This is a genomic window from Erysipelothrix sp. strain 2 (EsS2-6-Brazil) (assembly GCF_016617625.1).
GTDB lineage: Bacteria > Bacillota_I > Bacilli_A > Erysipelotrichales > Erysipelotrichaceae > Erysipelothrix > Erysipelothrix piscisicarius.
Genome location: NZ_SBAR01000001.1, coordinates 255,443 through 272,042, shown reverse-complemented (window position 1 = coordinate 272,042; position 16,600 = coordinate 255,443). Strand labels below are relative to the sequence as shown.

The following is a 16,600-nucleotide window of genomic DNA, read 5'->3' as shown; positions in this document are numbered from 1 at the left end:
ATCATATACGTGATGAGGCGAGGTGAATGTATGAAAGATGATAATACACAACAATTTAAATTGTTACTAACATTAAGACTTCGTCAAATACATAATAATGGATTAGAAGGCGTTTCATATGATGATTTGTACCGCATGTTTACAACCTATGTATGGCGTCATAAAGAGCCATCTCGGTTAAGTGAATTAGCCGATGATATTTTTAAAACGACGGATGAAGATGTTGTAAGGTGGCTTGCGACGGAATCTAAAATCAATGGGTTAAAATCATCTCTTGAAGACTATCAGAATTTATTTGAGGATGAGGAGATTCAATGAAAACAAAAGCTGAGTTAAGAGTTTCGTTTATTGTAATCATTGTTACTGTTTTGGTAGGTTTTTTGACGCTTACGACGGTTGGGAGATTAAATACGGGTTTGGGCTTTGGTCACGATGTTCGTCTAATCGTTGAAACAAAAGATCGTACGGGCTTAAACAACTTTCTTTCAAACCAAACACGCAATAATCGTGAATGGCGTAAACGTGTGATTGATTCAAATCACTATGCGTTATCCTTTTCAGGTGTCGAAAATATAACCGACCTTGTTAATAGTATTGATGCTCATGTATCAGATTTAGTGGTTTGGAATACAGGAACATTTGGATCGGTTACAAAATTGATGAGTACTCAGAGCTTTATTAGTTTGTATCTGGTTTTATTTATGGCCTTAACGGTCGGTTATTTTTGTTTTAGGTTTCGGTTTTTTGGATGGATTGCAGGGATGGAAATCGTAATTGGTGTGATGTTATCCCTGCTTTTAGTTTCGTTATTTGGTTATCCGTTTACAAAATCGCTCTGGTATTCAGTCTTGATTTCTTTTATGATGCTTGTTTACCAAAAACAGATGTATTTAGTGGACTCTGAAGGCTTAACCTTGCATGAGGTTGTGGAGTCGCGTCAAGATATCCGTAAGCGACACATTCGTGTATCGTTGCTTCATTCCGCATTTTATTTGATTTTTGGTTTTGTTGCGGTCGTTTTGAATCGATATGGGCTTGTTCGTACCGGCTGGTACATGATTTTCTTAGGCTATATTGTTTTAATACAATTCCTATTATTTAATTTTGTATTTGAACGATTCCTATTAAAAATTCCAAAATCATCGAGTTTTATCCATTTTCAAAATATTAATGTTTTAAAAATAACCCAACCTACCCATGCGTTATTTAAAAACACTGTGTCAGTTATGCTTGCAGTCTTGCTATTAAGTACCCTGTTTGCGATCCCAAAAGGGATTGATTTACACAAGGGTTGGGATTTTGCAAATCAAAATGTATTAATTATGAATGATGCGCGATCAACGGCATACCTTGAACTTCAAGCGACGCTTTATGAAGTGGGAATTTTTGATAATCAATTAAGCTATGAGGTAACCGAACAGGGCGACACATGGATTCATTTTGATGAAAATGTCACCTCCAAACAATTGGGTGCTGCTGCGCGTGGGGTTAAGACGAAATTTAATGTTAAGGGAACTTATTACGATACCCATGAGAATCTATTTCCTCTGGAAGATGTTGATTTCTATCTAACCTTAGGTGTGTTTATTCTTGCATCATGGATTATGGTAAGTTGTATTTTTGGATTTAAACGGAGTATCTTGATTCCAATTTTAAGTGTGTTGTCCTCAATGCTCTTTGTCTTCTTAACGATGGTTTATCATATTAAATGGAGTCGAGAGACGGTTTACATTGTCTGGACGATTCCATTAATCATTGGATGTTATTACAGTTCTCAATATTCCTTAAATCGATTTTTTAATTTAGATTTGTTTGAATCGGAGTTTATGGACTCATTGATGCTTAATCTCATTTTATTTGCGATTATTTCAACACCGATTCTAATAATTATTCCGGTTCCAATAACGGTTGAAATGATTGCGATTTTAATGATGATGGTTTTTGCGATTTATTTAGCTTTAATCATCCTCTATTGTATTGCTTGGTTAATTAAAAGGTGGGTACACAAACGTGAACGATATGACTAACGCTTTATCACCCCTTGTACAAGAAACGCTTAAAACGATGAACTTAACGGACTCTCAATTACAGGAATTATTCAATCCAACAGACCGTATTGTTTCCAATAAGGCCATCGATTCCATCATTGATTTCTATCAACGTGCTACTAAACTCATTGTTTGTGGCGATTATGACTGTGATGGTGTTTCTTCAACAAGTATTGCGGTGCTCTTAGCAAAAAAATGTAATCTTGAAGTCGGTTATTATATTCCAAATCGACTTAAAGAAGGATACGGGGTCTCAAAGGAGACCATAACCATGGCTCACAAACGGGGCTATAAGGATGTCTTAATTATCGATAACGGGGTTAAGGCTCATGAAGAGATTGCGTATGCGCAAGCGTTAGGAATGCGTGTTGCGGTGGTTGATCATCATATCATTGATGAACCCGTCACCGCTGATGCGTTTTTACATCCCGACGTATGCAGTCCGTATGAAGCATCAATGTGTGCCAGTGGACTCATATATTGTGTTGCGGAACGCATGGGTTTAAGTGATTCATACATGCTTGCCTTGGCATGCACTGCTACGGTTGCGGATGTAATGCCGCTTTGGGGTAAAAATCGTGAGCTTGTTCGTAACGGAATTCAGGCATTGAATCAAAATCAATTCTTGCAATTTGATGCGTTAGTTAAACGAAATCGCTTTACGCATTACTCCGCAAAACTGTTGTCATTTCAAGCAATTCCAAAAATCAATACGGTTGGACGCTTGGGTGATCTTGCGAATGTGAATACCTTAGTCCAATACTTTACAACACCGGATGAATCGGTAATTACGTCATATGCCAAACAATTATTCAAACTTAATGATTACCGTAAAGAACAAGGAAAAGCATTGAAAGAAGTAGCCATGGCTCAGGTTAATGATGATCCCATTCAAATTATTGTTGATAAGCGATTCCATGAAGGGTTGCTCGGTATTGTTGCGAACCAAGTTGCACAAGAAACCATGAAACCAACTGTTGTTCTTACGGAATATGATAATGTATTAAAAGGAAGTGCTCGAAGCATGACGTTCTCACTTCAAGATATTTTTACTGAAGTTCATTCAGATTACTTTGTGGCCATGGGTGGCCATGATTTCGCATACGGAATGACTTTAAACAAAGCAACCTTTGATGCTTTTAGAGCAGATGTTAATCAGGTTGTATCCGATTTTGGAGCGTTTGAAGGACGTCATGAGACCGTGCTTTCCATTGATCCGGCTTGGATCACTCAAACAGCTTTGGATGAGTTACGCCACCTAGAACCCTTTGGTGAGGGTTTTAAATTGCCGTTAATGCGCATTGATATCCCACGTGATTTTCAATTATACAATCTTAATGGATATGGATTTAAATATGCATTTAATGGGTTTCCATTTGATGAAGCGGTATTTTTTACCCAACAATATCAAAAATATCAATTGCAAGCTGCACGCAGTTTAATTGGAACATTAGATTTAGACAGTCGTTCAAAAAATGTATTGTTCGTAGAAGATTTTGAATAACTTATGATATGATAGAAATATTGATGAGGAGGCATGTTATGTTTAAAACATTTTTAGCCACAGTATTACTTCTGAGTGGTATTGGGCCAAATCCACAAATTAATAAGCAACCCATTGCGGATAAGATTCCTCCTGCTACGCATCGTGTTGCGGTATCGCAAGATGATACGGAAGTTGTTAAAGATCCAATAAAAATTAAACAAACCAAATATGATTTGTATGAAAATTCAAGCATGCAAATTGATTACACCTTAGAAGGGCTGAGCAAGCAAGCGACGGTATCCTTTAAAAGTGAAAATCCAGATATTGTAAGTGTGTCGGAAAAAGGCTTGCTTACAACGCTTTCAAAGGGATCGTCCATCATCACTATTGTTGCAGTGGATGGGGAACAAATTTATACGAAAGAAATCAGTGTTAAAGTAAATGTTTTGGATGGAACCATCAATTTTAAAAATGAAGACATTTATATTAACCGTGGATTTGAATATGAACTTGAATATACCTTAAGCAATGACGCCATGAAAGATAAAAGCATTATTTGGTCATCTGAGAATACGGCCGTTGCAGATGTTGTAAATGGCAAGGTAACCGCGAAATCTGCGGGGACGACAACGATAACTGCGCAGATTGGAACCATTACATCCAGTGTGAAAGTTACCGTAACCATTCCTTTACGTGATATTGAGTTTAATCCTTCAAATCTCACCATTGTTTTGGAAGATGAAGTCGCAATCCCTGATCTTATTTTTGTACCTTATGATACAACGACTTCACGCAATGCAAGTTATGTTTCGGAAGATAATGGTATTGTGGAAGTTATCGGAGATCATTTGGTTGCAAAGAAAATTGGTAAAACCAAAGTTACCGCAACAATTGGTGAACATCATGCTGAACTTGAGGTTACAGTTAAATCAAAGCAAACAGAATCCGGTGCCGATATTATCAAACTGAAGGTTGATAAAGAAGATGGCGATCGATTGGTTCTCGTTACAGATAATCTTAGTAAGGCAGATAATCAAAAATACGCGCTTACATTACCGGATGAAATCTTAACGAAGTTTATTGAAACTCGTGATCATTCAGAAGTGATATTGGTTCTGGATGATGTGTTATTAGAAAAAGATATGGCAAACCTAGAGTCCTTTGTTGTTTCTGAAGCAGTCATGAGCGCCTTAACGGATAAAACATTATCCATTCATTTGGTTGATAAGCGTAACGTACCTCTAATCATCTATAATTTTCAAGGTGCCTATCCACATGATGTGGATTTACGATTTAAAATCATCCAAATCACAGAGCGTTCACCCTTGTATGAACAGTTATCAGGGCGGGCTTTTGAGTTGGTTTTTGCGAATCAATCACAATTTGGTGAAGGGACGACCGTAGAGTTGTCTGCGAAATTGATTGAGTCAACGTTCTCCCAGATGCATTTTATCTATGAACGTACAAACAAAAACGATCTTGAGTTTACCAATCAAGAAGTCTCTGTATCCAATGAAGATCGACTTAAATTTTCGGTAACCAATAATGACTATGTGATTACATTCAATAAGCTTGCGAAAACCGATGATCATTTTATCATTATCTCGTTACTCATTATTGTCCTAACAATAATTGGAGGAAGTGGTTTTTTCTATTTTAATAAGTACAAGAAAAAGAAGAAACTATGATATAATAAATAATGTACTTTGGAGGATGTTATGGATTTAAAAAACTATATTGCAACAATTGATGATTTCCCTAAAGAAGGCATCAAGTTTCGAGATATTACCCCTTTAATGGCCGATGGTGAAGCTTTTGCGGAAGCAACGCGCCTCTTTGAAGGTTTTGCCCGTAAAGTCGGTGCAGATGTTATTGTAGGACCGGAGTCCCGAGGGTTTATCTTTGGGTGTCCAGTTGCTTATGCAATGAATATTGGGTTTGTTCCTGTTCGTAAACCGGGTAAATTACCTCGTGAAACGGTAAGTTACAAATACGATCTTGAATATGGTTCCAATGAACTTCATATCCATAAAGACGGTGTAAAACCAGGACAAAAAGTGCTCATCATCGATGACTTACTTGCTACTGGTGGAACGGTTGAAGCGTCGGTAGCACTTATTGAAGAATTGGGTGCTGAAGTTGTAGGATGTGGATTTCTTATTGAACTTGAAGATTTAAATGGTCGCGACAAACTTGAAGGCTATGAAGTCTTTACAATTATGCAATACTAAGAACGAAGATCCCTTCGTTCTTTTCACAAATTTGGAGGTAGCCGATGAGACAATTTCAAGATATTAGTTTTGATATGATACTCGAAGAGACGTCAAAATATATTACATCACCTGAAAACATTGAATTAATTACGCATGCATATAAGTTTGCGGAAGCGAAGCATTCAGGTCAATATCGTAAAAGTGGTGAACCGTATATTGTTCATATTTTGCACGTGGGTTATATCCTTTCAAATTTAGGCATGTCTCCAACCACCATTTCTGCAGGATTGTTGCATGACGTAATTGAAGATTGTGATGTAAGTAAAGAAGAACTTGCAGAAGAATTTAATGAAGAAATCGCAACACTGGTGGAAAGTGTTACCAAAATAGGAAATATTGAATTTAAAGATGAGAAGGAGTATCTTGCGGCAAATCATCGTAAAATCTTTATTGCGATGGCAAAAGATGTCCGGGTTATTTTTATTAAACTTGTAGACCGTCTCCATAATATGCGAACGCTCCAATATCATACTCCAGAAAAACAAAAAAAGATTGCGGCAGAAACCTTAGATGTCTATGCTCCGATTGCCCATCGATTGGGTCTTGGTGAAATTAAAAATGAACTCGAGGATTTAAGTTTCAGTTATCTTCACCGTGATAAATATTATGAGATTGCAAGACTCGTGGATGATCGTAAAGCAGAACGCGATGCACAGGTCACACGCATGATTGAAGATATTGCCGAGCTATTGCTCGAGAATAATATTCGTTTTAATATTTTTGGGCGTTCTAAACATCTCTATTCGATTTATAAAAAAATGACGACCAAACATAAACGTTTTGATGAAATTTTAGATTTACTTGCAATCCGAATTATTACCGAAACCGAATTAAATTGTTATGAAATTCTGGGTCATATTCACGCGAATTATCGCCCGATTCCAGGGCGTTTGAAAGATTATATAGCAATGCCGAAAATGAATATGTATCAATCCCTTCATACCACAATCGTTGGTGATGAGGGCGCTATTTTTGAAGTTCAAATTCGAACGAAACAAATGGATGAAATTGCGGAGCGTGGGGTTGCAGCGCATTGGCGATATAAAGAAGGCAACACCAATCAAGAAGCAAATCAAAAAGAAATTGAAGATCGCCTTTCATGGTTTAGAGATATTAATATCCTTACCGAAGGTGTGGATGAAAATGCACAAGACTATATGAATGTGCTTCAAAAAGATATTTTTGAGGCTAATGTTTATGTGATGACTCCCAAAGGTCGCGTTATTGGCTTGCCAAATGGTGCAACGCCAATTGATTTTGCGTACCGAGTGCATACCGAAGTCGGACATCAAACCGTTGGTGCTATTGTCAACGGAACCTTAGTACCTTTAAATACACCCCTTAAAACGGGGGATGTTGTTCAGGTTAAGACATCGAAGCAATCGACACCCAGTGAAGATTGGCTGAAAGTAGTCAAAACAACGCATGCCCGAAATAAAATTCGTAACTTTCTTCTAAAACAACAAATGGATAACCGCAAAGAAGTTGTGGATAAAGGCGAGTCTATGTTTAGAGAAGAATGTAAACGTCGTGGTATCGATGAGAAGGAACTCAAGGCTTCAAAACGATTTGAACATGTATACAGTCAGTTTTCAGTAAATTCTTTTGACGATTTAATGTATGCGATTGCTTCTAAATCACTATCCTTTCCTGCTCTTTTTGAAAAATTAGACCTTAACAAAAACATCAATGATGAAAACAGTAAAGTTGAAAAAGTGGTTGCTCGCAGTGCAACGCAACAAAGCAAGTCAACCAGTAAATCTGGCGTTAGTGTTTCCGGAATTGATTCAATGATGATTGGTTTAAGCAATTGTTGTAATCCAGTCTATGGCGATGAAATTGTAGGTTATGTTACAAAGGGGAGTGGTGTTAAGGTACACCGCAAGGATTGTCCAAACATTGCCCATGAAACAGCCCGTCTCATTGAAGTGCAGTGGGAAGAAAATCATGAACAAGGGGAGTATGAAGCAGTGCTTCAAATTCTCTCAACGGATCGTAACTTCTTGCTTACAGATATCATCACCATTGCTTCACAGCTTAAAGTGCGTTTGAATGCTGTTAATTCAGAAATCAACGAGGATCGTATTCATGCGACCACAACGATGCGCGCTGTTGTACGGGATGCAGATCACTTGAAAACATTGATTGCGAATCTGCGAAAAGTTGATAGTGTGATTCGTGTTGATCGCATCACATTGTAATTGCATCTCGAGTTCGATTGTGTTAAAGTAATATCATATTCAATGATCATGATTAAATTCTGGTTTGATGGTAGAGAAATGCTGGTTGGTGAAAAGCATATCAATAAAGGAATGGGACACATGGGAGATACAATTTTGAATCAGTAGAAATTGTCGTGACTCGCGTTAAGAGATTAAGTAAACAACAAAGGTGGTACCACGCGAATAGCGTCCTTGGTAGCACCTTTTTATATACTATAGGAGGTAGAATTATGTCAGAAAATTATCGCGCACCTCGCGGTACACAAGATGTTTTTGGAGCAGAGGCTAAAAAGTGGCAATATATTGAACGCATTGCTCGAGATATGTGTGATCGTTACCATATCACTGAAATGCGCACGCCAATCTTTGAACATACGCATGTATTTGCGCGAGGCAATGATGGTAGTGATGTTGTGAATAAAGAAATGTATACGTTTGAAGATCGTGGTCACCGATCGCTTACACTAAAACCGGAAGGAACTGCGGGCTTAGTTCGAAGTTTTGTTGAACACAAACTGTATGCAACTGGTGGGGCGCTGCAACGTTACTTTTATATTGCACCAAATTTCCGCTATGAAAGACCCCAAGCAGGACGCTTGCGAATTTTTCACCAATTTGGTGTTGAATTTTTAGGGGAAGCAAATCCATATATCGATATTGAATCCATGCTCGTTGGAATTAATATATTAAAAGAAGTTGGAATTACTCAGTTTAAACTTGTTGTAAACACATTGGGTGATCAAGCGTCACAAGATGCATATAAAAAAGCATTGCGTGATCATTTCAGTGGCCATTTAGATACAATGTGCGCGGATTGTCAACGTCGCTACGAGCAAAATCCATTAAGAATGTTGGATTGTAAAGTAGATCAAGACCATGAAGCCATGAAGACGGCTCCATGTAATCATGACTATCTAAACGATGCTTCACGCGATTACTTTGAAGCTTTAAAACGTACACTTGATGAACAACAAATCGAATATGAAATTGATTCTCGTTTGGTTCGTGGTTTGGATTATTACCATCACACGGTTTATGAACTCATTTCTACAGATCCTAAAGCTGCATCGCAATCAACAATTTTTGCAGGTGGCCGTTATAGTAAACTCGTCGAATACTTCGGTGGACCTTCTGTGGATGCGATTGGATTTGCGATGGGATTAGAACGTTTACTCCTGTATGCAGATTTAGCAGGCGTTGAATTTGATACAGAAGATCGCATTGACGTCTTTGGGATGCCTTTGGGAAGTGAAGCAAATGCATCAATGTTTAAGATGGTCGAAACATTACGTGAAGCAGGTTATGATGCGGATATGGATTACTACAACAAATCCATGAAAGCACAATTTAAACAAGTAGATCGCTTTAATGCGAAGATTGCAATGATTTGTGGGAGTGATGAAGTTGCGGAAAATGCAGTAACCTTAAAAAATATTGAAACACAAGAACAATGTCGTGTTGCACAGACCGATGTTGTGGAACAAGTTAGAAAATGGATTGGAGCTAAATAATGGAAAGAACACATCATAATGGAATGTTAAGAATTGAACATGTTGGGGAACATGTGGAACTTGTTGGTTGGGTTGCGAAACGTCGTAACTTTGGGTCCATTAATTTTATTGATTTAAGAGACCGAAGTGGCTTGGTTCAATTAGTTGTGAATCATGATGAATATCCAATTGTTCAAGAATTAAAGAATGAATTTGTCATCGCGGTTCGTGGAACGGTTCGTGAGCGTCAGGACAAAAATCCTAAGATGGCTACAGGGGATATTGAAATCGATGTAACTGACGTTAAAATTATTAATAAAGCAGCACAAACACCAATGATTATTGCGGATGAAACCGATGCATTGGAGGAAACACGTTTAAAGTATCGTTATCTTGATTTGCGTCGTCCTGTGATGCAAAATAAATTAATTACCCGTGCACGTATTGTCACGGAGATGCGTCGTACCCTTGATGAGATGGGATTTATTGATGTTGAAACGCCAATGCTTACCAAATCAACACCAGAAGGCGCTCGTGAATATCTTGTGCCTTCCCGTGTTCATGAAGGGGAATTTTATGCCCTTGCGCAATCACCGCAAATATTTAAACAATTACTCATGATTGGTGGCCTTGAGCGTTATTACCAAGTCGCACGTTGTTTCCGTGATGAAGACTTGCGTGCTGACCGTCAGTTAGACTTCACCCAAGTCGATATTGAAGCATCCTTTTTGGATCAACAACAATTTATGAGTCTTATTGAAGAAATTGTGAATAACGTGATGGTCAATGTATTAAACCTCGAAAAACCACGTATTCCTCAAATTCGCTTTGAAGATGCATTGAATGTTTATGGTTCCGATAAGCCTGACATGCGTTTTGAAATGTATCTTCAAGATTTTAATCGAATTTTTATGCTGAGTGAGTTTAAAGTGTTCAGTGATACCCTTAAAGAGGGTGGTGTCTTGAAAGGTCTTGTCCTTAAGGGACAGGCTGAATCGATGACCCGTAAAGTCATGGATAAGTACACAGATCTTGTAAAGAAAAACGGATTAAAAGGTCTTGTCGTCTTGAAAGTTGAAGAAGAAGGTTTCATCGGTGGTGCGGCTAAATTTATCGATGAACAAGAACGCCTTCAAATGATTCAAGAATATGATTTAGAAGTCGGTGATGTTGTCTTTATTGGAAGTGGTATGTGGGAAAACACATGTACGGCAATTGGGGCACTTAGACTTCAACTTGCTAAAGATTATCAGTTAATTCCTGAAGATGCATTTGCATATTGCTGGGTTGTGGATTTCCCAATGTTTGAAATGGATGAGGACGTTATTATTGCCCGTCACCATCCATTTACAGCACCACGAGAAGCGGATGAAGCACTCTTAGAAACTGAACCCCTTAAAGTTATTGCGCAGGCTTATGACCTTGTATTAAACGGATTTGAAATTGCAGGTGGATCGATGCGAATCTACCGTCAAGAATTACAAGAACAAATGTTTGAAATTATTGGCTTTACGCCAGAACAAATTCAAAAACGTTTTGGTTTCTTTGTAGATGCCTTTAAATACGGTACACCACCACATGGTGGTATTGCGTTTGGATTGGATCGCTTTGCGATGGCGTTAACACATTCGGATACAATTCGTGATGTTATTGCGTTCCCTAAAAATGCATCAGCACGTTGTCCATTAACCAATGCGCCATCCCCTGCCGTTGATAAACAACTTGAAGAGCTACACTTAGAGATTGTTCATAAAAAGAAAGATTCTGAATAAACGAAACGCACCCACTGGGTGCGTTTCTTCGTTGTCGGCTTTTCAAAAATTATATTTAAAATAAGTATAGGCAGAATCGTAAAATAAATGTATAATATGTTGGCTAATAATTCACGCTTTGTGGACTTTGTTTCCGGAGCTGTTATTGAGTATTTCATTGACATGTTGATATGACCGTGATATACTTACCAAGCAATAAGAAAGTAGAAGCACACTTCTCACCTGATGATTCATTCATAGGTAATAAGCTTAGGTCACTATTAATTTATACCTTTGAGTGTGTTTCCTATAATGAGACACATTTTTTATTGTTTACACCACAAGGAGGTGAATTTTATTAGTAGAAGATATGGAAATGAAAAGCCAAAAGGACCCGAGGATTTAGTGAACGAAGCAATTCGTTTTAAAGAAGTTCTTGTTATTGGACCTCAAGGTGAACAACTTGGTATCCTTATGCGTCGCGAAGCGTTAGAGAAAGCTTATGAGCACAATCTTGATTTGCTTTGTGTTGCGCCTAATGGAAACCCACCAGTATGTAAAATCGTGGATTACGGTCGCTATCGTTTTGAATTACAAAAGAAAGCGAAAGAAGCGAAAAAACATCAACATGTTACGCAGGTTAAACCACTTCGCTTATCACCAGTTATTGATCAACATGACTTTGATACAAAGTTACGTCATGCTCGTAAATGGTTAGAAGAAGGAATCAAAGTTAAAGTTGACATGAGATTTAGAGGACGTCTTATCACTCGTTTAGAGGTTGGACGAAAGACAATGGATAGTTTCATCGAGGAATGTTCAGATTTAGGATCCGTTGAAAAACGTCCGAAACTCGAAGGAAATACAATGTCTGTAGTAATATCTCCAAATAAAAAGAAATAGTTTATAAGAGGAGGGCCAGTTATGCCTAAAATGAAAACAAAACGTACTTTAGCAAAACGTGTTAAACGTACAGGAACAGGACAATTAAAAAGACAACAAGCTTATGTTTCTCACTTTGCTAGACATAAGACAAACAAACAAAATCGCCAACTACGTAAAGCTACATTAGTTTCTAAGAGCGATTACAAACGCATCAAGCATTTGTTACAAGATTAAGGAAGGATGAATTAGTATGCCAAGATCAACAAATTCAGTAGCGTCACGTGCACGCCGTAAAAGAACATTAAAATTAGCGAAAGGTTACTATGGTTCAAAACATGTACTTTACCGTACAGCTAATGAACAAGTTATGCGTTCACAACGTTATGCTTACCGTGACCGTAAACAATTAAAACGCGAAATGCGTAAACTTTGGATCACACGTATTAATGCTGCTGCTCGTCTCAATGACATTAGCTACAGCCAATTAATGCATGGTCTACGTTTAGCAAACATTGAAATTAACCGTAAAATGTTATCAGAAATTGCTATCCATGATCCTAAAGGATTTACAACTTTAGTAGGAAAAGCTCAAAAAGCTTTAGAAAAATAATAAATCATGAGAGATGATGCTGGTAAAGTAATTAATGAATTATTGGTGGATATTTTTAATCAAATTTTAATATTAGAAGAACGATATCATCGTGTTCATGGTGTTCGATTATCTATGACGGAAATTCATGCACTTGAAAGCATTCAAAAAAGCAAATCGAAAATGATGCGGGATGTTGCGGAGGCGCTTCGAATAACACAAGGCACTTTAACAACAACAATCAATCGATTAAGTCAGAAAGGCTATGTTCTTCGTGAACAAGATGAGAACGACCGACGTGTTTATCGACTCCGTTTGACGGATAAAGGTGAAGCAGTTATGGAAATTCATAATCAATTTCATGAAGCGATGTCTGACCGACTGCTACTTCATCTACAAGATAAAGAAGAACTCATCGATTCCATTGCGGAAATTAATGAATTCTTTAAAGAGTTATATGAAATTAATTAGATCCTTCGGGATCTTTTTTATTATCAATAAAAACAACACACACCTTTTAAACGTTGGCGTGTGCTGTTTTTTGATATGCTTCACAGAGCCGCTGATACTTTAAATCAGCAATTTCTTGATAGATGGGTTGCTGATGAGACTCAAACATCATTTGCCCCCAAGCGCACCATAACGCGTTATGAGCGACTTCAAAGACATCAAGCTTATGTTGTAGTGCTGCATCGGGTAAAGAACCAAAGTAGGCTATATAAAAGCGATTTCGGGTCTCGTGATCGATAATGTCATTTTCTGTGATAAAGGACATCACATCTGAACAGGGATCGTTATCCATAGCATACTCATAATCAATAAGATAATCGTGCGTAGCTGTAAATAAAAAATTACCAGGAACGAGATCATTGTGACATAAAATCGGATCATCATGAGTATAGTGGTCTGCTTGATCCATTAGATTCTCAACAAAATCTAGATGATAATAGGGATTTTGAATACGGCTACAGTATAGTTCAAAATGCGCTTTGATACTGAAGATTTTTGCAGACTTAAGATGACGTTTATGGAGTGAAGCCATAAGCTTTGCGGCACGTTCAAGATATTCAATCGAGAAAGCTTGTGCGCCATGAACATAATCGGCACATTTAATTCCTGTTTTGGGATCGAAATACCACAAATGCGGTTCCAGTTCAGTCTTTTTTAAAAGATTAAGAACAGACGCTTCATGGTGATAGTCAAACAAGCCTTGGTTTTCGGGTTTTGGCATTCTTAAAACCACATCATAGTGTTTGGTTTTTACGTGGTAGTTATCATTCGTAAGCCCAGTCTCGATGTGTTCTATCTGAAGGGGTGCTTCATTTAAAATCTGTACAATGGTTTTTTGAATTTTCATAGTGTAATTATAGCATAAGTGTTATAATTTCATAAGACTTGGAGGTATTCTATGGAACTATTAATTGCAAGCCATAATGAAGGAAAGATTCGAGAGTTTCGCGAACTTTTAGAACCTTTAGGCTATTCTGTACTCAGTGCAAAGGATTATGGCATTTCAATGGATGCTGTAATTGAAAATCAGGAAACATTTCGAGGCAATGCCCGTCTTAAATCAAAATATTTATCTGAACAAACGGGCCTAACAGTAATTTCAGATGACTCAGGCTTAGTGATTGATGCGCTGCCTGATATTCTTGGTGTGAAATCAGCACGTTTTATGGGTGAGGATACATCTTATGAATTAAAAAATAATGAAATACTAAAACGTCTTGAAGGTGTAGAAAATCGCAGTGCTCATTTTCATTGTGCGATATCCTTGTATGGCCCTGAATGTGATGAGATTTTTGAAGGTGTTGTTGAGGGGGTCATCGGTGCGATTCAAAATGATGGTACAGGATTTGGTTATGATCCGATTTTCTATCCGGAAGGCTCAGATCAATCGTTTGGTACAATGTCACGCGCTGATAAGAACAACATATCGCATCGTGGTCGTGCAGTTCAATTACTCTTGAATTATTTAAGGGGGTAATCATGAAGCGAAAATGTTACGGATTCGCTGTGATGATTTTTGTTATTTGTATGATGATTACAGCAATTGATTTGTTGTCTTTTAACAGAAGGATGTATGAAACATTTTATAAACGTGATCAAACAGCACAAAAAATTGGAATTACTGAAACTGAATTGGAAGATGTTACGGTGCAACTGTTAAATTATCTAAAAGATCGCGAACCGAGCTTGTCCCAGACGGTTGTCATTAACGGAGAAACGGTTCCTATGTTTAATGAACGTGAACAAGAGCATATGAAAGATGTAAAGGTTTTATATCAAAAAGCGATGTTGTTTCGTAATTTAGGGATGATTTTTGTGGCAATGATGATAGTGGTAAGTTTGGGTTCAGGTGATTATCTTGATCTCGTTCTTAATCGTGATGTCCTCGGCTCATCATTAATGATTTTATTGATGATTTTGGGAACGATAGGAATGATTGCGATTTTGGATTTTGATACGTTCTGGCTTACTTTCCACAATATTGTCTTTAGTAATGATTTATGGCTTTTAAATCCTCGAGTGGACCGATTAATACTTTTGGTTCCCGAACCTTTTTTTATGGGGCTTGTTTATCAGATTCTTGCTGCCACGGCAGCGCTGTTTGCCCTTATGGGCGGTGCCTATTTTGGCTTAGATTGGAAGGTTAAATATGATTCACGTCGTGCTTTACGAACCGGAGATTCCTCAGAACACCGGTAATATTATGAGAACATGTGTAGCAAGCGGTGCTGCACTTCATCTAATTGAACCACTCGGGTTTATCTTAGATGAGAAACGCGTTAAGCGAAGTGTAATGGATTACTCGGATGACTTAGTCTTAACACGTCATATGGATTGGGAAAGTTTTTTAGAGACAGTGAACGGTCCCGTGTTTTATCTTACTCGTTATGGCGAATATACTCACAGCGACTTTGACTATGCGGCTCTTGAAGAAACAGATATTTATCTTGTTTTTGGAAAGGAGAGTACGGGGATTCCTAAATCAATTCTAAAAGAAAACTATGACCATTGTTTTCGAATTCCCATGGCTCCCAATGCGCGCAGTATGAATCTTTCAAATACAGTAGCGATTTGTGTATTTGAGGTATTACGTCAAGTCGGATACCCAAAATTAGCGACGCATGAGGTATTAAAAGGAAAAGACTTTTTAAAAGATTTTAATGAATAAAGAACAAAACATGCATGGTGCGGATTCGTTGAATTCAAAAAACCATTAAACTATAATATAAGAAATGAGGTGACAAAGATGATTGAAGATTTAAATGGGTTTTTGAGTTTAGGAAGCCTTCTAATTATCGTCGTTGGTGCGATTGTGGGTTACTTCAAATTAAATAAACGCTTTAAGAAAGATGAAGAAATCGACGAGTACTATCGCGATTTATTGTAGGAGGCATACATCATGGTTCGAAAACAAATCCGTCCCGAATCCGGTCCGAAATCTGTAGGTCCGTATTCAATGGGATTACTGATTGATCAGACGCTTTATGTTTCAGGTCAGTTACCCATTGATGCGGAAGCGAATGTTGTTGCGGAAGATATTGTGAAACAAACAATTCAAACAATTGAAAACATGGAACATATTTTGGAAGCCAGCGGTTTAAGTTTAAGTGATGTCGTGAAAACGACCGTTTATCTTACCGATTTTGAAGATTTTGATAAGATGAACCAAATGTATGCAATTTACTTTTCATATCCTTATCCAGCGCGAAGCTGTGTTGAAGTCTCACGTTTGCCTAAAAATGCCAAGATTTCGATTGATTGTGTAGCAATAGCGCGTGATGATTTGGAATTTGAAGAAGATGAAGATGAAGGATGTGAGGGATGTTGTTGTGATTAGACGACAACC

18 protein-coding genes are annotated in these 16,600 nt (G+C 37.7%); 17 read left to right on the top strand and 1 reads right to left on the bottom strand.

Annotated elements, in window-relative coordinates; genetic code table 11:
* Positions 1-30 precede the first annotated feature (30 nt).
* The 12 genes from EPJ89_RS01275 to EPJ89_RS01220 all read left to right on the top strand — a co-directional run bounded on the left by EPJ89_RS01275 (position 31) and on the right by EPJ89_RS01220 (position 13,215).
* Positions 31-318: a post-transcriptional regulator gene (locus tag EPJ89_RS01275; RefSeq protein ID WP_161636639.1), complete on the top strand. Its 288-nt coding sequence runs from the start codon at positions 31-33 to the stop codon at positions 316-318.
* The gene (locus EPJ89_RS01270) at positions 315-2,027 is read left to right on the top strand and encodes a hypothetical protein (RefSeq protein WP_161636638.1); all 1,713 of its coding nucleotides are present in this window, start codon (positions 315-317) and stop codon (positions 2,025-2,027) included. The genes EPJ89_RS01275 and EPJ89_RS01270 overlap by 4 nt, the downstream gene beginning before the upstream one ends.
* Positions 2,020-3,552 (top strand): single-stranded-DNA-specific exonuclease RecJ, encoded by a 1,533-nt coding sequence (locus EPJ89_RS01265; RefSeq protein ID WP_200548829.1) that lies wholly within the window; start codon positions 2,020-2,022, stop codon positions 3,550-3,552. The genes EPJ89_RS01270 and EPJ89_RS01265 overlap by 8 nt, the downstream gene beginning before the upstream one ends.
* A 38-nt stretch (positions 3,553-3,590) precedes the next feature.
* On the top strand, positions 3,591-5,222 hold the full coding sequence (locus tag EPJ89_RS01260; RefSeq protein ID WP_200548828.1) for an Ig-like domain-containing protein: 1,632 nt from the start codon (positions 3,591-3,593) through the stop codon (positions 5,220-5,222).
* A gap of 30 nt (positions 5,223-5,252) precedes the next feature.
* Entirely contained in the window at positions 5,253-5,765 is a 513-nt protein-coding gene (locus tag EPJ89_RS01255) for an adenine phosphoribosyltransferase (protein WP_003773173.1), read from the top strand.
* A 44-nt stretch (positions 5,766-5,809) separates the two neighbouring features.
* On the top strand, positions 5,810-8,008 hold the full coding sequence (locus tag EPJ89_RS01250) for a RelA/SpoT family protein (RefSeq protein WP_161636636.1): 2,199 nt from the start codon (positions 5,810-5,812) through the stop codon (positions 8,006-8,008).
* A gap of 251 nt (positions 8,009-8,259) precedes the next feature.
* Entirely contained in the window at positions 8,260-9,540 is a 1,281-nt protein-coding gene (hisS, locus tag EPJ89_RS01245) for a histidine--tRNA ligase (protein ID WP_161636635.1), read from the top strand.
* A complete protein-coding gene (gene aspS / locus EPJ89_RS01240) occupies positions 9,540-11,291 on the top strand; it encodes an aspartate--tRNA ligase (RefSeq protein WP_200548827.1) in 1,752 nt (583 codons plus the stop codon). The genes hisS and aspS overlap by 1 nt, the downstream gene beginning before the upstream one ends.
* Before the next feature lie 291 nt (positions 11,292-11,582).
* Complete coding sequence (infC, locus tag EPJ89_RS01235; protein WP_202605987.1) at positions 11,583-12,173, top strand: translation initiation factor IF-3; 591 nt, start codon at positions 11,583-11,585, stop codon at positions 12,171-12,173.
* A gap of 21 nt (positions 12,174-12,194) precedes the next feature.
* A complete protein-coding gene (gene rpmI / locus EPJ89_RS01230; RefSeq protein WP_125164690.1) occupies positions 12,195-12,389 on the top strand; it encodes a 50S ribosomal protein L35 in 195 nt (64 codons plus the stop codon).
* Positions 12,390-12,405: 16 nt separating this feature from the next.
* Positions 12,406-12,765: a 50S ribosomal protein L20 gene (gene rplT / locus EPJ89_RS01225; RefSeq protein ID WP_200548826.1), complete on the top strand. Its 360-nt coding sequence runs from the start codon at positions 12,406-12,408 to the stop codon at positions 12,763-12,765.
* A 6-nt stretch (positions 12,766-12,771) separates the two neighbouring features.
* Complete coding sequence (locus EPJ89_RS01220) at positions 12,772-13,215, top strand: MarR family winged helix-turn-helix transcriptional regulator (RefSeq protein ID WP_161636633.1); 444 nt, start codon at positions 12,772-12,774, stop codon at positions 13,213-13,215.
* A 46-nt stretch (positions 13,216-13,261) separates the two neighbouring features.
* Here the strand turns inward: EPJ89_RS01220 and EPJ89_RS01215 are convergent, their stop codons facing one another.
* Positions 13,262-14,101, bottom strand: a complete 840-nt coding sequence (locus tag EPJ89_RS01215) for a phosphotransferase (protein WP_200548825.1) — start codon at positions 14,099-14,101, stop codon at positions 13,262-13,264.
* Between the two features lie 51 nt (positions 14,102-14,152).
* On the opposite strand from EPJ89_RS01215, the gene rdgB reads away from it, so the two are divergent.
* From rdgB to EPJ89_RS01190, 5 genes are all read left to right on the top strand, one after another.
* A complete protein-coding gene (rdgB, locus tag EPJ89_RS01210) occupies positions 14,153-14,731 on the top strand; it encodes an RdgB/HAM1 family non-canonical purine NTP pyrophosphatase (RefSeq protein ID WP_161636631.1) in 579 nt (192 codons plus the stop codon).
* 2 nt (positions 14,732-14,733) lie between these two features.
* Positions 14,734-15,453, top strand: coding sequence for a TIGR01906 family membrane protein (locus EPJ89_RS01205; protein ID WP_161636630.1), 720 nt, complete (start codon positions 14,734-14,736; stop codon positions 15,451-15,453).
* Positions 15,404-15,922, top strand: a complete 519-nt coding sequence (locus EPJ89_RS01200) for a tRNA (cytidine(34)-2'-O)-methyltransferase (protein WP_200548824.1) — start codon at positions 15,404-15,406, stop codon at positions 15,920-15,922. Before EPJ89_RS01205 ends, EPJ89_RS01200 begins: the two co-directional genes overlap by 50 nt.
* Before the next feature lie 78 nt (positions 15,923-16,000).
* Positions 16,001-16,141 carry a hypothetical protein gene (locus tag EPJ89_RS01195; protein WP_003773197.1) on the top strand — a complete coding sequence of 47 codons (141 nt, stop codon included), beginning with the start codon at positions 16,001-16,003 and terminating at the stop codon, positions 16,139-16,141.
* Positions 16,142-16,153: 12 nt separating this feature from the next.
* Entirely contained in the window at positions 16,154-16,591 is a 438-nt protein-coding gene (locus tag EPJ89_RS01190) for a RidA family protein (RefSeq protein WP_125164683.1), read from the top strand.
* Positions 16,592-16,600 lie beyond the last annotated feature (9 nt).

Excerpts from the sequence above, each read along its gene's own strand:
- rdgB (WP_161636631.1), top strand. The coding sequence starts at position 14,153 with ATGGAACTATTAATTGCAAGCCATAATGAAGGAAAGATTCGAGAGTTT.
- rpmI (WP_125164690.1), top strand. The coding sequence starts at position 12,195 with ATGCCTAAAATGAAAACAAAACGTACTTTAGCAAAACGTGTTAAACGT.
- EPJ89_RS01205 (WP_161636630.1), top strand. The coding sequence starts at position 14,734 with ATGAAGCGAAAATGTTACGGATTCGCTGTGATGATTTTTGTTATTTGT.
- EPJ89_RS01190 (WP_125164683.1), top strand. The coding sequence starts at position 16,154 with ATGGTTCGAAAACAAATCCGTCCCGAATCCGGTCCGAAATCTGTAGGT.
- hisS (WP_161636635.1), top strand. The coding sequence starts at position 8,260 with ATGTCAGAAAATTATCGCGCACCTCGCGGTACACAAGATGTTTTTGGA.
- EPJ89_RS01195 (WP_003773197.1), top strand. The coding sequence starts at position 16,001 with ATGATTGAAGATTTAAATGGGTTTTTGAGTTTAGGAAGCCTTCTAATT.
- infC (WP_202605987.1), top strand. The coding sequence starts at position 11,583 with ATGAGACACATTTTTTATTGTTTACACCACAAGGAGGTGAATTTTATT.
- EPJ89_RS01255 (WP_003773173.1), top strand. The coding sequence starts at position 5,253 with ATGGATTTAAAAAACTATATTGCAACAATTGATGATTTCCCTAAAGAA.
- EPJ89_RS01265 (WP_200548829.1), top strand. The coding sequence starts at position 2,020 with ATGACTAACGCTTTATCACCCCTTGTACAAGAAACGCTTAAAACGATG.
- EPJ89_RS01220 (WP_161636633.1), top strand. The coding sequence starts at position 12,772 with ATGAGAGATGATGCTGGTAAAGTAATTAATGAATTATTGGTGGATATT.
- EPJ89_RS01270 (WP_161636638.1), top strand. The coding sequence starts at position 315 with ATGAAAACAAAAGCTGAGTTAAGAGTTTCGTTTATTGTAATCATTGTT.
- aspS (WP_200548827.1), top strand. The coding sequence starts at position 9,540 with ATGGAAAGAACACATCATAATGGAATGTTAAGAATTGAACATGTTGGG.
- EPJ89_RS01200 (WP_200548824.1), top strand. The coding sequence starts at position 15,404 with ATGATTCACGTCGTGCTTTACGAACCGGAGATTCCTCAGAACACCGGT.
- EPJ89_RS01215 (WP_200548825.1), bottom strand. The coding sequence starts at position 14,101 with ATGAAAATTCAAAAAACCATTGTACAGATTTTAAATGAAGCACCCCTT.
- EPJ89_RS01250 (WP_161636636.1), top strand. The coding sequence starts at position 5,810 with ATGAGACAATTTCAAGATATTAGTTTTGATATGATACTCGAAGAGACG.
- EPJ89_RS01260 (WP_200548828.1), top strand. The coding sequence starts at position 3,591 with ATGTTTAAAACATTTTTAGCCACAGTATTACTTCTGAGTGGTATTGGG.
- EPJ89_RS01275 (WP_161636639.1), top strand. The coding sequence starts at position 31 with ATGAAAGATGATAATACACAACAATTTAAATTGTTACTAACATTAAGA.
- rplT (WP_200548826.1), top strand. The coding sequence starts at position 12,406 with ATGCCAAGATCAACAAATTCAGTAGCGTCACGTGCACGCCGTAAAAGA.